This is a genomic window from Duganella rhizosphaerae, from assembly GCF_040364205.1.
GTDB classification, from domain to species: domain Bacteria; phylum Pseudomonadota; class Gammaproteobacteria; order Burkholderiales; family Burkholderiaceae_D; genus Rugamonas; species Rugamonas rhizosphaerae.
Map to the genome: position 1 here is coordinate 159,147 of NZ_BPWK01000008.1, position 13,150 is coordinate 172,296.

Annotated in this window: 15 protein-coding genes and 1 pseudogene; 11 read left to right on the forward strand and 5 right to left on the reverse strand. The window is 64.3% G+C overall.

Annotated features, from left to right (window positions below):
* The first annotated feature begins 24 nt into the window (after positions 1-24).
* A complete protein-coding gene (locus tag RUGAMON1_RS18590; protein WP_445231902.1) occupies positions 25-675 on the forward strand; it encodes an HAD family hydrolase in 651 nt (216 codons plus the stop codon).
* Here the strand turns inward: RUGAMON1_RS18590 and RUGAMON1_RS18595 are convergent.
* A complete protein-coding gene (locus RUGAMON1_RS18595; protein WP_445231903.1) occupies positions 672-1,949 on the reverse strand; it encodes a methyl-accepting chemotaxis protein in 1,278 nt (425 codons plus the stop codon). The two genes, RUGAMON1_RS18590 and RUGAMON1_RS18595, sit on opposite strands and share 4 nt — an antisense overlap.
* Before the next feature lie 182 nt (positions 1,950-2,131).
* Here RUGAMON1_RS18595 and RUGAMON1_RS18600 point away from each other — a divergent pair, with 182 nt between their 5' ends.
* Positions 2,132-2,374: a hypothetical protein gene (locus tag RUGAMON1_RS18600; RefSeq protein ID WP_445231904.1), complete on the forward strand. Its 243-nt coding sequence runs from the start codon at positions 2,132-2,134 to the stop codon at positions 2,372-2,374.
* Between the two features lie 136 nt (positions 2,375-2,510).
* Here RUGAMON1_RS18600 and RUGAMON1_RS18605 read toward each other — a convergent pair whose 3' ends face one another.
* Positions 2,511-3,140, reverse strand: coding sequence for a LysE family translocator (locus RUGAMON1_RS18605; RefSeq protein ID WP_445231905.1), 630 nt, complete (start codon positions 3,138-3,140; stop codon positions 2,511-2,513).
* Between the two features lie 85 nt (positions 3,141-3,225).
* Here RUGAMON1_RS18605 and RUGAMON1_RS18610 point away from each other — a divergent pair, with 85 nt between their 5' ends.
* From RUGAMON1_RS18610 to RUGAMON1_RS18625, 4 genes are read left to right on the forward strand one after another with little or no spacing between them, the layout of a single operon-like run.
* Positions 3,226-4,188, forward strand: coding sequence for a helix-turn-helix transcriptional regulator (locus tag RUGAMON1_RS18610; RefSeq protein ID WP_445231906.1), 963 nt, complete (start codon positions 3,226-3,228; stop codon positions 4,186-4,188).
* A 32-nt stretch (positions 4,189-4,220) separates the two neighbouring features.
* The gene (locus RUGAMON1_RS18615) at positions 4,221-5,009 is read left to right on the forward strand and encodes a DNA/RNA non-specific endonuclease (protein ID WP_445231907.1); all 789 of its coding nucleotides are present in this window, start codon (positions 4,221-4,223) and stop codon (positions 5,007-5,009) included.
* A complete protein-coding gene (locus tag RUGAMON1_RS18620) occupies positions 5,006-5,254 on the forward strand; it encodes a hypothetical protein (protein WP_445231908.1) in 249 nt (82 codons plus the stop codon). The genes RUGAMON1_RS18615 and RUGAMON1_RS18620 overlap by 4 nt, the downstream gene beginning before the upstream one ends.
* Before the next feature lie 50 nt (positions 5,255-5,304).
* Entirely contained in the window at positions 5,305-7,029 is a 1,725-nt protein-coding gene (locus RUGAMON1_RS18625; RefSeq protein WP_445231909.1) for a DUF4214 domain-containing protein, read from the forward strand.
* Here RUGAMON1_RS18625 and RUGAMON1_RS18630 read toward each other — a convergent pair.
* Positions 7,026-8,012: a sensor domain-containing diguanylate cyclase gene (locus tag RUGAMON1_RS18630; RefSeq protein WP_445231910.1), complete on the reverse strand. Its 987-nt coding sequence runs from the start codon at positions 8,010-8,012 to the stop codon at positions 7,026-7,028. The genes RUGAMON1_RS18625 and RUGAMON1_RS18630 overlap by 4 nt on opposite strands.
* Before the next feature lie 24 nt (positions 8,013-8,036).
* The gene (locus tag RUGAMON1_RS18635) at positions 8,037-8,858 is read right to left on the reverse strand and encodes a sensor histidine kinase (RefSeq protein ID WP_445231911.1); all 822 of its coding nucleotides are present in this window, start codon (positions 8,856-8,858) and stop codon (positions 8,037-8,039) included.
* A gap of 143 nt (positions 8,859-9,001) precedes the next feature.
* On the opposite strand from RUGAMON1_RS18635, the gene queE reads away from it, so the two are divergent.
* From queE to ldcA, 5 genes are all read left to right on the forward strand, one after another.
* Positions 9,002-9,637 carry a 7-carboxy-7-deazaguanine synthase gene (gene queE / locus RUGAMON1_RS18640; protein WP_445231912.1) on the forward strand — a complete coding sequence of 212 codons (636 nt, stop codon included), beginning with the start codon at positions 9,002-9,004 and terminating at the stop codon, positions 9,635-9,637.
* Between the two features lie 2 nt (positions 9,638-9,639).
* Positions 9,640-10,086, forward strand: coding sequence for a 6-carboxytetrahydropterin synthase QueD (gene queD / locus RUGAMON1_RS18645; protein WP_116989189.1), 447 nt, complete (start codon positions 9,640-9,642; stop codon positions 10,084-10,086).
* Positions 10,079-10,561 carry a tRNA adenosine(34) deaminase TadA gene (tadA, locus tag RUGAMON1_RS18650; RefSeq protein ID WP_445231913.1) on the forward strand — a complete coding sequence of 161 codons (483 nt, stop codon included), beginning with the start codon at positions 10,079-10,081 and terminating at the stop codon, positions 10,559-10,561. The genes queD and tadA overlap by 8 nt, the downstream gene beginning before the upstream one ends.
* A gap of 95 nt (positions 10,562-10,656) precedes the next feature.
* Positions 10,657-11,601 (forward strand): alpha/beta fold hydrolase, encoded by a 945-nt coding sequence (locus tag RUGAMON1_RS18655; protein WP_445231914.1) that lies wholly within the window; start codon positions 10,657-10,659, stop codon positions 11,599-11,601.
* A 10-nt stretch (positions 11,602-11,611) separates the two neighbouring features.
* Positions 11,612-12,538, forward strand: a complete 927-nt coding sequence (gene ldcA / locus RUGAMON1_RS18660; RefSeq protein WP_445231915.1) for a muramoyltetrapeptide carboxypeptidase — start codon at positions 11,612-11,614, stop codon at positions 12,536-12,538.
* On the opposite strand, the pseudogene RUGAMON1_RS18665 reads toward ldcA, so the two are convergent.
* Positions 12,517-12,645: pseudogene (locus RUGAMON1_RS18665) on the reverse strand (FxDxF family PEP-CTERM protein); the annotation flags it as partial. The gene ldcA and the pseudogene RUGAMON1_RS18665 sit on opposite strands and share 22 nt — an antisense overlap.
* Positions 12,646-13,150 lie beyond the last annotated feature (505 nt).

A 13,150-nucleotide genomic window follows, 5' to 3' on the forward strand; every position in this document is an offset into this window, starting at 1 on the left:
GACGATTTACACGGGACAGTGACGATGCTGCGGGCGATTTTGTGGGATAACGATGGCGTGCTGGTGGACACCGAACGCCTGTTTTACGAGGCGAACCGGGAGCTGTTCCTGCCGCTTGGGCTGGAGCTGAGCGAGCAGCATTTCTTCGACTGGTACCTGGCCGACAACTGCGGCGCGTGGCACCTGCTCGATCCCCAGGTGGACCAAGCCGGGATGGACGCCTGGCGCAGCGAACGCAATCGCCGCTACGCCGCCACGCTCGCTTCCGAACACATACCGGCCATCGAAGGCGTCGGCGCGGTGCTGGCCAGCCTGTCGCCGCGCCTGCGCATGGGTGTGGTCACCAGTTCCAATCGCGAGCATTTCGAGATCATCCATCAGCGGCTGGATTTGCTGCCGCATTTCGAATTCGTGCTGACGCATGAATCCTATGCGACCAGCAAGCCGTCGCCGGAGCCTTACCTGCTGGGCCTTGAGCGGCTCGGCGTGCAGGCCGGCGACTGCCTGGTGGTGGAAGACTCGCCGCGCGGCCTGCAGGCGGCAACGGCGGCCGGCATCCGCTGCATCATCCTGCGCAATGCGCTCACGCGCGGCCATGACTTCCCCGGCGCCTGGCGCGTGGTCGACACCATGCCGCAGTTGCTGGCCGAGATCGAGCTGCTGATCGCCGCTTAACGGGCGGCCGACGAGCGGCGCGGCTGCGGCGCCTCCAGCTCGGCGAAATGTTCCGACGGATGGGCGCTGGCGCGGCGCGCCGCCTTGATCGGCTTAACGTTGGCGCTGCTGGCGCTCTTTCTTGCGCCGCCATCGCCACTGAGCTTGAACACGCCGACCGCGCCTTGCAGATGCGCGGCCTGCTCGCGCATGGTGGCAGCCGCCGCCGACGCCTGTTCCACCAGCGCGGCGTTCTGCTGCGTGGTCTGGTCCATTTCGACGATGGCGCCGTTGATGTGCTCAATGCCGGACAGCTGCTCCTGGCTGGCGGCGGCGATGTCGCTCATGATGTCGGTGACGCGGCGCACGCTGGCGACGATCTCGGTCATCGTCACGCCGGCCTGGTCGACCAGGCGCGCGCCGGCATCGACCTGGTCGACCGAAGCGCCGATCAAGCCCTTGATTTCGCGCGCCGCGGCGGCGGAGCGCTGCGCCAGGTTGCGCACTTCGTTGGCGACCACGGCGAAGCCGCGTCCCTGTTCGCCGGCGCGCGCCGCTTCGACGGCGGCGTTCAGCGCCAGGATGTTGGTCTGGAAGGCGATGCCGTCGATGACGGCGATGATGTCGACGATCTTGCGCGCCGAGACATCGATGGCGGCCATGGTGTCGACCACCTGCGCCACCACCGCGCCGCCCTGGCCGGCGACGGCGGAGGCCGACACCGCCAGCTGGTTGGCCTGCTGGGCGTTGGCGGCGTTCTGCTTGACGGTGGAGGTCAGTTGCTCCATCGACGAGGCGGTTTCCTCCAGCGAACCGGCCTGGCGCTCGGTGCGCTCCGACAAATCCATATTGCCGGCGGCGATCTCGGCCGACGCGATGCCGATGGCCTCGGTGCCGCCGCGCACTTCGGAGACGATGCCGATCAGGCTGGCGTTCATTTCCTTCAGCGCGGCCGACAACTGGCCGATCTCGTCGCGCGAGCGTACTTCGATGTTGGAACTGAGGTCGCCGCCGGCCACTGTGCGCGCCACCCGCACCGCATGGCGGATGGGGCCGACGATGCCGCGCGTGATGAACCACGCGGTGAACAGGCTCATCACGCCGCCGGCCAGGCCGAGCGCGATCATCAGCGTGCTGTAGAAGGAGGCGATCTGCTGCGCGTTGCCGGAGGCGTGCTCCAGGCTGGTGGCGCGCAGGCCCAGCGTGCCCACCGCGACCACCACGGCAAGCATCAACGTCGTTAATGAAAAGGCAATTGTCAGGCGGTGGCCTATCTTGATATCGGCTATCTTCATGTCTCGTGTTTTTTATGTTTGTAATGATATTTGTAAAACCCGGTATTTGCTCCGGGGAACGGAAAGTGTATCAGCGAACGGTCGTGCGAATCTATAACTTTTAGCAATATTTCGCTGCCGTGCGACGACAGTGTTGCGCTTTCGGTAGCATGGTCCGGGAAACCTGAGTGAAGGAGCAGATCATGCCGAAAGGAGCGAGTCCCAAGCGCGAGCGCGAGTACAAGGAACTGGAGCACAAGTTCGAGGAGGAAGGCCGCTATCCGGGCCGCGAGGAAGAGGTGGCGGCCCGCATCGTCAACAAGCAGCGGGCCGAGGCCGGGGAGACCAAGGACAGCAAGGACAGCAAGACCGCGGCTCCCCGCGGCGGCACCGGACACCGGCGCGCCAATACCACGCGGACCGCACGCCGCAACAAGCCGTCCTGACCATAACTTCTACCTTTTTACGGCAAAACGATGTAAAATAGTAAGCAGAGTTGTCGCTATTGAAATAAAACTAAGCCTCTGGTAGGGCGGATGTTTGGAAGGGCTGGAACCGTCGAGGTTCCGGCCCTTTTTGTTTTTAGGCCCAGGCCTGGCTGGCGCTGAGCACGGCGGTCAGTATCAGCAGTGCGCCCATGATGCGGGCGGCGACCGTGGCGGCGGCCGGGTGGCTGGCGAACCAGCCGCTGGCGCCGCTGGCGGCATAGGCCAGCGCGCCGTAGACGCCCAACTGGGTCAGCGCGGTGATGCCGCCCAGCACGCCCGATTGCACCCACAGCGGCCCCTGGCCCGGCTTGAGGAATTGCGGGAAGATCGCCAGCATGAAGATGTAGGCCTTGGGGTTGAGCAGGCTGGTGGTCAGCGCGCGGCGGAAGATGACGGCGTCGGCCATCGCCTCGGCGCCCGGCGTCGGATGGAAGATGCTGTCGCTGCGCAGCAGGCTGTAGCCCATCCAGGCAATGTAGACCGCGCCCGCCAGCAGCATGATCTTGAACAGCGGCGGCCAGCATTGCAGCACCACCGCCACGCCGAGCGCGCCCATGCACAGGTGGCAGAAGCCGCCGGCGATGATGCCGCCTACCGCCGCCATCCCCGAGCGGCGCCCGCCCAGCATCGAACTGCCCATGACGAAGGCCATGTCCAGGCCGGGCAGGGCGACCACGCCGAATACCACGACAAAATACAGGCCCAGGTTGGCGGTTTGACTCATGTTTTGCTCCTTTGTTGGTGTGTTTGCGCCAGTCTAGCGATTAAATAGGGCGGATTTGGTCCTGTAAATCTGCTATCTTTACGGCATGTACCATCCAACCACCCGCGTGCTGGCAGTGCTGGAGCTGCTGCAAACCCACGGCCGCCTGAGCGGCGCCGAGCTGGCCAGCCGGCTGGGTGTCGACGGCCGCACCTTGCGCCGCTACATCGTCATGCTGGAGGATATTGGCATACCGATCACCGCCGAACGTGGCCGCCACGGCGGTTACGCGCTGATGCCGGGCTTTAAAATGCCGCCGATGATGTTCACCGACGACGAGGCGCTGGCCTTGTCGCTGGGCTTGCTGGCGGCGCGCGGCCTTGGGCTTGCCGAGGCGGCGCCGGCGGTGGCCAGCGCGCAGGCCAAGCTGGGCCGGATCATGCCGGACGGCTTGCGGCAGCGTGTGGATGCCATCGATGAAACGGTGCGGCTGGATTTGCGCTCCATCGCCCAGTCGCCCGCAGTGCCGCAGGATAACGCGGCGCTGACGGCGCTCAGCCTGGCCGCCAAGTCGCGCCGGCGCGTGCATCTGCACTACCGCGCCGGCGGGGTCGACAGCGAGCGCGATGTCGACACGTACGGCCTGGCGTATTACGGCGGCTTTTGGTACGCCGTCGGCCACTGCTATTTGCGCGCCGGCATCCGCACCTTCCGGCTCGACCGTGTGGTGCGGGTGGCGCCCGCGCGCGGCACGTTCCAGCTGCCGCCCGGTTTCGACGCGCTGGAGCATCTGCGGCAGTCGGTGGCGTCGCTGCCGCGCAAGTTTGCCGCCACGGTCTTGCTGGAGACCGACCTGGCCACCGCGCGCAGCGCCTTCATCGACACCATCGGCCTGTTCGAGCAGACGGCGGACGGCGTCGTGCTGCATAACCAGTCCGACGAGCTGGGCTGGCTGGCGCGGCAGCTGGCGGCTGCGCCGTTCGCATTCACGGTGATCGCGCCGGCGGCCCTGCGCGACGAGCTGCGCACGGTTGCCGCGCGCTTGTTGCTGGCGGCAGAGCTCCGCTAGAATGCCGCCACGACAAATTATCCGAAGGAACTATGTACCTGATTCAACGATCCGTCGCTGCGGCGGCGCTCGCTTGCGCGCTGTTGGGCGCCAGCCTGGCCTGGGCCGGCAACTGTCCCGCGCATTATGTCGATGGTCGCCTGCCGGAAATCCGCAACGCCAAGATGACAGCCGCCACCACCGAGCTGTGCTACGGCGTGTTCGGCGTCATGCATTCGGGGATCACCCGCACGCCGCTGTGGTCGGCCGAACACCTGACCGCCGACAACATCGACGCCGCCAAGAACCTGTCGCGCGAGAATTCCTTCCATTCCGAGCAGCAGTTGCCGGCCAGCCTGCGCGCCGAGCTGTCCGACTACGCCCGCAGCGGTTACGACCGCGGCCACATGGCGCCGAACGGCGACATGCCGGACCGCGAGACCCAGCACGAAAGCTTCACGCTGGCGAACATGGTGCCGCAGGACGCGGATAATAACCGTCATGTATGGGCCGGCATCGAAGGCGCGGTGCGCAAGCTGGCGCGGAAGGAGGGCGATTTGTACGTGATCACCGGTCCGGCCTTCATCGGCGGCAATTTGCAGAAGGCCGGCAATGTGCTGGTGCCCAGCCATTTGTACAAGCTGGTGTACAGCCCGCGCCAGCGCGCGGGGGCGGCGTTCTTTATCGAAAACCGCGCCGACGCCGAATATGAAACACTGAGCGTGGCGCAGCTGGAGGCGCGAATAGGCATCAATCTGCTGCCGTCGTTGCCGGCGAATCAAAAAGAAACGATGCTGCGTCTGCCGAAGATCAAACCACGTAAATCCCGGAGCCTGTCATGAGCAAATTTGTACCCTACGCCAATGAGGCGGATGTGCTGAACATCGGCCAGTTGTCGATCGAGAACCGGCTGGACCGCATCACCCTGAGCGGCGATGTCGACCTCACCGCCGACCAGGCCGGACTGGCCGACGCCCGTGCGTTGTATGCCTTGCTGGGCGATGTGGTGGCGCGGCTGGAGGCGCAGAAACTGCCCGCGAAGTTGCCGCCGCCCCCCAGTGTAACGGTGCCGAATCCTTTTGATTAGACAGGTGCTGGTGTTACTATGATGCAATCGTACTTCGCCTTGGCTAGATCATGACTTTCTTCACGACCGGTAATAATTCGATTGATGCGCTGGTCTACAGCAGCTGGGCCAGTAGTCCCGGAAAGGCCGTTTCGTTAAGCTATAGCTTCATGACTGCGGCGCCGAGTGACGGCAGCGCCGACGACGTCAACGGGTTCGCAGCGATGTCGTTTGCGCAGCAACAGGCCGTGCGCACGGCGCTGGCGAGCTGGGCGGCTGTTGCCAATGTCAAATTCACCGAAGTGTTTTCGGGCGGCGACATCCAGCTGGGCACCAACAACCAGGGTAACCAGAGCAGCGGCTATGCGTATCTGCCCAACGGCAGCGACCCGACTTATCTGTTCACCAACAATGCCGACAGCAACAATAACGTCCTGACGCCAGGCAGCTTTGGTCCGTCGGTGCTGATCCACGAACTGGGTCATACGCTGGGCCTGAAACATCCGGGCAATTACAATTCCACCGGTGGCGATATCGACGGTCCCTTCCTGCCGTCGGCGACGGACAACCTGGATTACAGCCAGATGTCCTACAACACCGGCTCCGGCTACCAGTTGAGTCACAAGTACGGCATTACCCCTGCGCTGTACGACATCCAGGCGATGCAGTATCTGTACGGCGCCAACATGAGCTACCAGACCGGCAACGACAGCTACAACTTCGTGCAGAGTTCGCCGGTGCAGTGCATCTGGGATGCGGCTGGCACCGATACGTTCAACTTCGCCGGCTGCACCGGCGCCGTGACGATCAACCTCAACGCCGGCAGCTTCAGTTCGACCGCGCCGGGGTATAACAATATTTCGATCGCCTATAACGTGACGATCGAAGGCGCCGTTGCCGGCTCGGGCGGCTCGACGATTTACGCCAACAGCAGCGGCAACGTGATCACCGGCGGCGCCGGCGCGGACCTCGTCTACGAAGGCGCCGGCAGCGATACGATCGCCGGCAACGGCGGCAGGGACACGGTGGTGTTTTCCGGCGCGTACTCGCATTACGCCTTGTCCGGGAATGCCGCGGCCCTGGTGGTGAGTGGCGACGGCACGGACCAGCTGAGCGGCGTGGAAGTGTTGCAGTTCAGCGATAGAACCATTGATTTGTCCAACGGCGGCCAGTTTTTAAACGGCAGCGCCGCAAACGACAAGCTGGTTGCCGGCGCCGGCAACGACTTTATCAACGGCGGTGCGGGCACCGATAGCGTCAACTATACCGGCACTCACAGCAACTACACGGTCGTGGCCAGTGGCAACGATTTTATCGTGACCGATAACACCGGTGCGGGCGGACAGGATACCTTGACCGGCGTCGAGCGACTGTACTTTGACAGCGGCAACGCGATCGGACTGGATGTCGGCCGCTACCAGGTTGGCGGCGAAGCATATCGCTTATACCAGGCGGCCTTTCATCGGACGCCGGATGCCGGCGGCCTGGGCTTCTGGATCAAGGCGCTCGATGTCGGTTACACGCTGACCCAGGTGGCGGGCTATTTCATGGCCAGTGAGGAGTTCATCCGCACTTACGGCGCCAGCCTGACCGATACGGAATTCGTCAACCAGGTGTATCGCAACGTGCTGGACCGCGAGCCGGACGCCGGCGGTACGCAGTTCTACGTGCATAACATCGCCATCGGCGCGGCGTCGCGGGAGGCGGTGCTGGCCGACATTTCCGAATCACCGGAGAATGTCGCGCATGTGGTCGGATCCATCGTCAACGGCTTCGAATACCTGGTTAATCCCTAAGGCTGTTCCGGCAGGCTGATGCGGTTGCGGCCCATGTGCTTGGCGCGGTACAGCGCCGAGTCGGCCGTGGCCACCAGCTGGCTGGGGTCGCTGCCCGGCGCCGCCAGCGCGGTGGCCGCGCCTATGCTCACCGTCACCACATGTTGCGCGCTGCCCAGGTTGGGCAGGTGTAGCTGCTCGACCCGGCAACGGATGCGCTCGGCCACGATGGCCGCGCCTTTCAGCGACTGGTTGGGCAGGATCACGGCGAACTCTTCGCCGCCGTAACGCGCCACCAGGTCGTTGGCGCGCATTTCGCTCGATACCGCGCAGGCGATTCTTTGCAGGCATTCGTCGCCGCCCAGGTGGCCGTAGGCGTCGTTGTACTGCTTGAAGTTGTCGACGTCCACCATCAGCAGCGACAAGGGCTGCTGCTGGCGCAGCGCGCGCTGCCACTCGGCTTGCAGGGTGTCGTCGAAGCAGCGGCGATTGGCCAGGCCGGTCAGGCCGTCGCGCGTGGCCAGCTGCTCCAGCGCCACTTGCGCGCGCTTCTCGTCGGTGACGTCGCGCAGCGTTTCCGCCACCGCCACCAGCTTGCCGTCGGCATCGAGGATGGGGCTGGCGTCGGCCGCCAGGTAGCGCCGCCGCCCCACGCGCGGCATGTCGCACCAGTTTTCCGCGCGCAGGCCGCTGTCGTTGTCGTTGCGCCGGGCGTGCTGGTGGTACAGGGCCTGGACGTCGCCGTCGCGGCCCTGGATCACCAGGTCGGCCAGCGTCGGGCGCTGCTCGTGATAGAAGCTTTTCCAATGGTCGGCGGTGCCCAGCACCTCCCAGGCGTCGACGCCGGTCAGGCGCTCGCAGGCGCGGTTCCAGATGATGACCTTGCCGTGGATGTCGATCACGAAGGTGGGGATGACCAGCAATTCCATCAGTTTCAGCGCAAAGCCATGTTGCATGTCGGCTTGCGAGAATTCCATCAGGTGCTGGATTTTTTGAGTGGGCATGGGTGGTCCCCGTTATCGGTTTGTTTATTGCAGCGGGAAAGACATGGTCAGCGCCGTGCCGTGGCCGGGCTGGCTCGAGATATCGAAACGGCCGCCGGCCTCGGCCACGCGCTGGGCGATGCCGCGCAGGCCGCAGCCGCGCCGCGCCGGCGGGTCGGGCAGGCCGACGCCGTTGTCGCGCACGGTCAGGCTCAGGCCGTCGGCCACGCGGCACAGGCCGATGCACACTTCGGACGCCTGGGCGTGGCGCGCGATATTGCTCAGCGATTCCTGCAGGATGCGGAACACCACGGCGTCCATGCGTTCGTCGGCGGGGATGCTGAAGGCTGCCGGCTCGGCTTCCAGCCGGCAGGGAATGCCGCTGAGCCGTGAAAATTGCTCAACCTGTTGCTGGACCGCGCCTTGCAGGCCGCTTTCCAGCTGTTCCGGCTGCAAATCGCGCACAATATTGCGCAGGGCGCGGGTGGCCGCTTGCAGCCGGGCCTCGACCTGGGCCAGCGGCTCGGCCAGCGCGTCGTGGCGCTGCGCCAGCGCGGCGATGTCGAAGGACATGGCCAGCAGGTGCTGGCCCATGTCGTCGTGAAGGTCGCGGGCGATGCGGCGGCGTTCGGCGTCCCGCAGCGACTGCTGGCTGGCGCTGAGGCGCGATACTTGCATACGGGTATCGCCCAATGCCTGTTCGGCCAGCTCGCGGCGGCCGCGCTCCTCCGCCAGCTTGCTTTGCTGGTGGATCAGGGCACTGTGCAGGCGCCGCTGCCGCCACAGCAGCAGCAGGGCTATGCAGGCGAGCATGACGGCGCCGGCAATGATGATATCGATTTCCAGCAGCGGTTGAGCGTAGCGCATGATAGTTCTTCCCCAGTTAGCGTCCACCAGACCAACATATCGTGGTTGCTGCGCGGTAGCATTGTGAAATGTCAACTTCTACCGGCATAGACCGGAAAGTGTAGCGTAAGATATAATTGAGGGTTGTCCTATTGGGAACTGCCGTGACGTACAGCATCAAAGAGATTTTTTACACGCTGCAAGGTGAGGGCGCCCACGCCGGGCGTCCCGCCGTATTCTGCCGTTTTTCCGGCTGCAATCTGTGGACCGGGCGCGAGAGCGACCGCGCCAGCGCCGTCTGCCAGTTCTGCGATACCGATTTTGTCGGCACCGACGGCGAGGGCGGCGGCAAGTTCAGCACGCCGGAAGCGCTGGCCGCCACCATCAACGCGCTGTGGCCGGAAACTTACACCGCCAGCAAGTACGTGGTGTTCACCGGCGGCGAGCCGCTGTTGCAGCTCGATACCGCGCTGATCGCCGCCATGCATGCGGTCGGCTTTATGATCGCGATTGAAACCAACGGCACGCTGCCGGTGCCCGAGGGCGTGGACTGGATCTGCGTCAGCCCGAAAATGGGCTCCAGGCTGGTGGTGACCAAGGGCAGCGAAATCAAGGTGGTGATCCCGCAAACCGGCCAGGACCTGAGCGCCTACGAGCATTTGGACTTCGAGAATTTCTTCGTCCAGGCCATGGATGGCCCGCTGGCCGAGTTCAATACCAAACTGGCGATCGAAACCTGCAAGCGCAATCCGAAATGGAAGCTGAGCTTGCAAACCCATAAACTTTTACAGATACCCTAATCATGCTGACCATTACCCGCAAGCTGGAGTTCGACGCCGGCCACCGCATCCCCGATCACAAGAGCCAGTGCCGCAACCTGCATGGTCACCGCTACACGCTGGAAATCACGCTGACCGGCAACATCATCACGGCCGAAGGCAATTCCGACAACGGCATGATCATGGACTTTTCCGACATCAAGGCGCTGGCCAAGGAACACCTGGTCGACGTCTGGGACCATTCCTTCATCGTCTACGAGAAGGATGCGGCGGTGCGCGACTTCCTGGCGACGCTGCCGGGCCACAAGACCGTGGTGATCGACCGGATTCCGACCGTGGAAAACCTGGCCCACGTGGCGTTCGGCATCCTGAAGGCGGCCTACAAGGACCGCTACGGCACCGGCCTGCACCTGCACAAGCTGGTGCTGCACGAAACCCCTAACTGCTGGGCAGAAATCACCGATGCCTGACGAGGATTTTATGCGGCAGGCGCTCGAACAGGCCCAGCACGCATGGGACCTGGGCGAGGTGCCGGTCGGCGCGGTCGTCGTCAAAGATGGCGTGGTGATCGCGCGCGGCTACAACCAGCCGATCGGCCGACATGATCCGACCGCGCACGCGGAAATCGTCGCGCTGCGGGCCGCGGCCGAGGCGCTGGGCAACTACCGCCTGCCGGGTTGCGAGCTGTATGTGACGCTGGAGCCGTGCGTGATGTGCTCCGGCGCGATGATGCATGCGCGCCTGGCCAAGGTGGTGTATGGCGCCAGCGACCCCAAGACCGGGGCTTGCGTCTCGGTGCTCAATCTGTTCGAGCAGGAGCAGCTCAATCATCATACCGCGATCGCCGGCGGCGTCATGGCCGACGAGTGCGGCGCCATGCTGAAATCCTTCTTTGCCGCGCGCCGCGCCGCGGCCGCCGCGGCAAAGCGCAACACCCCAGAATAGCGGCGGTTTTCCCCTGTCCGGTAAAAATGGTATGCTCAAGCTACTGTTATCGGCACTGATACTTGCTGACACTTGCCCCATCAATGGAGGTCGTTTTGGCTACCGCACAAGCTAACGGAATCACGATTGCTTACGAGGCCAGCGGCAATCCGCTGGACCCGCCGGTGCTGCTGATCATGGGCCTGGGCATGCAACTGGTCGCCTGGCCGCAAGACCTGGTCGACGGCCTGGTCGAGCAGGGCTATTACGTGATCCGCTACGACAACCGCGATATCGGCCTGTCCAGCAAGTTCGAACATCTCAAGCAACCCAATCTGATGCTGGCCTACCTGAAATCGCTGGTCGGGTGGAAGCAGGCGCCGGCCTACACGCTGAACGACATGGCCGACGACGCGCTCGGCCTGCTCGATGCGCTCGGCATCGCCGGCGCCCACGTGGTGGGCGTCTCGATGGGCGGCATGATCGCGCAGATCTTCGCCGCGCGCTTCGGCAAGCGCACCCTGAGCCTGAGCTCCATCATGTCCAGCAGCGGACGGCGCGGCCTGCCGGGCCCGACCCCGGCCGCGCGCAACGCCTTAATGCGCGCGCCCGCCGCTCCGCACAACCGGCGCGACGTGATCGACCGCATGGTGCAGGTGTACCGCATCATCGGCAGCCCGTCGTTCCCGACGCCGGAGCGGCAACTACGCGACAGCATCGAGCGGGCGCTGGATCGCAGCGTGTATCCGGCCGGCATGGCGCGGCAGATGGTGGCCATCGTCGCCTCCGGCGACCGCACGCCGCTGCTGCGCAAGATCAGTTGTCCGGCCATGGTGATCCATGGCGCCGCCGATCCGCTGGTGCCGCTGGCCTGCGGCGCCGACACGGCGGCCGCGATTCCCAACGCCCGGCTGCACGTGATCGAAGGCATGGGCCACGACCTGCCGCCGCAATTGATCGAGCGGCTGCTTGCCTTGCTTGAGCAACACCTGCGCGGTAATATGTCGCCGGACATTCCTCCGTTGACGTCCCGCCGGGCGGGCAGCGGCACCCATCACTGACAGAGACACTTTGAGCACATCCACTATCGGCATCGCGATCGCGGCCACGGGCGGCTACGCGCCGGATCACGCAGCACTGCAAAACGGCATCGAACGCTTGCGCCAGCAGGGGCATCTGGTCCACAACTACTACGACGACGATAAGAAATTCCAGCGCTTCGCCGGCACCGACGCCGGCCGCCTGGCGCAGCTGAACGCGGCCGCCGCCGATCCCGAAGTGCAGGTGGTGATCGCGCTACGCGGCTCCTACGGCATGAGCCGCTTGCTGCCGTCGATTGATTTCCGGGCGCTGGCCGATAGCGGAAAACTGTTCGTCGGCTACAGCGACTTCACGGCGTTCCAGATGGCGCTGATGAAGCAAACCGGCCGCATCAGTTTTGGCGGCCCGATGATGTGCGACGATTTCATCCGCGAGACCCCGGTCGACTACACCATGCAGCAGTTCTGGGATTGCCTGCGCGGGCCGGTGCACACGGTGCGCGGCGCGGTGGCGGAGGGCGGCTCGGACAATCCGCGGGTCGATGTCAGCGGCAAACTGTGGGGCGGCAACCTGGCGATGATGGTGAGTTTGCTGGGCACACCGTATTTCGCGGCCCAGCCGGACGGCATCTTGTTCCTGGAGGATATCAGCGAGCATCCATACCGGGTCGAGCGCATGGTGCTGCAACTGCTGTACGCCGGCGCGCTGGAGGGCCAGCGGGCGCTGGTGCTGGGCGACTTCTCCGGCTACAAGCTCAGCGCCTTCGACAATGGCTATGATTTTGAAACCATGCTGGCCTACCTGCGCGAGCGGCTGCCCATCCCCGTGCTGACTGGCCTGCCATTTGGCCACATAAAAGAACGCGCCACGCTGCCTTACGGCGGCATGGCGCATCTGGTGTCGACCGAACGCGGCTTCGATCTGACGATCAGCGATTATCCGACGTTGGGGCGTTGACGGCGGCGGGCGGCGCAGCCCACCAAGCCCAGGCCCGCCATCAGCATGGCGTAGGTTTCCGGTTCGGGCACGGCCGACACGGTCACGCTGATGTTGTCCAGGCGAGTGAAGCTTGGATCGTTGCGCGCGCCGAATTTGAGCTCGGTCGTGGCGCCGCTGGCCACCAGGCCGGTCAGCGTGACGTGACTCCAGTTGTGCACTTCATTCGTGAAGCCGTAGACGCTGACGCCGTTGAAATCCGCTTCAAAGGTGCTGTTGCTGGTGGCGTTGTTGAACACATCAAAGCTCAGTGTGTAGGTCGAGCCCGCCGACGTCGCCAGGCTCTGGCTGATATAAGCAGGCGAACCGGTCGCACCGCTGCGCCATACATAGGTGTGGTTGGAGGTGACGGTGTTGGAAATGACGTCCGACAGCGAAGGATTTCCCGATTTGGTCCAGCCGGCGAAGGTGCCGGTTTCGAAGTTCCCATTGATAACCAGTTCGGTGGCGGCCTGTGCCGACAAGGCGCTTGCGGCCAGGATTGCGGCGATTGCTAATTTCTTCATCTTTAACATCCCACTTGAGTATTATTATTGCAACAGAGTTGCCATAATAATCTCTGCAGTGGCGAGC

What these genes read in the sequence shown, in the direction of transcription:
- RUGAMON1_RS18620 (WP_445231908.1), top strand. Translation starts at nt 5,006, where the DNA reads ATGAGCAAATTTGTACCCTACGCCAATGAGGCGGATGTGCTGAACATC.
- RUGAMON1_RS18615 (WP_445231907.1), top strand. Translation starts at nt 4,221, where the DNA reads ATGTACCTGATTCAACGATCCGTCGCTGCGGCGGCGCTCGCTTGCGCG.
- RUGAMON1_RS18625 (WP_445231909.1), top strand. Translation starts at nt 5,305, where the DNA reads ATGACTTTCTTCACGACCGGTAATAATTCGATTGATGCGCTGGTCTAC.
- RUGAMON1_RS18600 (WP_445231904.1), top strand. Translation starts at nt 2,132, where the DNA reads ATGCCGAAAGGAGCGAGTCCCAAGCGCGAGCGCGAGTACAAGGAACTG.
- queD (WP_116989189.1), top strand. Translation starts at nt 9,640, where the DNA reads ATGCTGACCATTACCCGCAAGCTGGAGTTCGACGCCGGCCACCGCATC.
- RUGAMON1_RS18635 (WP_445231911.1), bottom strand. Translation starts at nt 8,858, where the DNA reads ATGCGCTACGCTCAACCGCTGCTGGAAATCGATATCATCATTGCCGGC.
- RUGAMON1_RS18610 (WP_445231906.1), top strand. Translation starts at nt 3,226, where the DNA reads ATGTACCATCCAACCACCCGCGTGCTGGCAGTGCTGGAGCTGCTGCAA.
- tadA (WP_445231913.1), top strand. Translation starts at nt 10,079, where the DNA reads ATGCCTGACGAGGATTTTATGCGGCAGGCGCTCGAACAGGCCCAGCAC.
- RUGAMON1_RS18595 (WP_445231903.1), bottom strand. Translation starts at nt 1,949, where the DNA reads ATGAAGATAGCCGATATCAAGATAGGCCACCGCCTGACAATTGCCTTT.
- RUGAMON1_RS18590 (WP_445231902.1), top strand. Translation starts at nt 25, where the DNA reads ATGCTGCGGGCGATTTTGTGGGATAACGATGGCGTGCTGGTGGACACC.
- RUGAMON1_RS18605 (WP_445231905.1), bottom strand. Translation starts at nt 3,140, where the DNA reads ATGAGTCAAACCGCCAACCTGGGCCTGTATTTTGTCGTGGTATTCGGC.
- RUGAMON1_RS18630 (WP_445231910.1), bottom strand. Translation starts at nt 8,012, where the DNA reads ATGCCCACTCAAAAAATCCAGCACCTGATGGAATTCTCGCAAGCCGAC.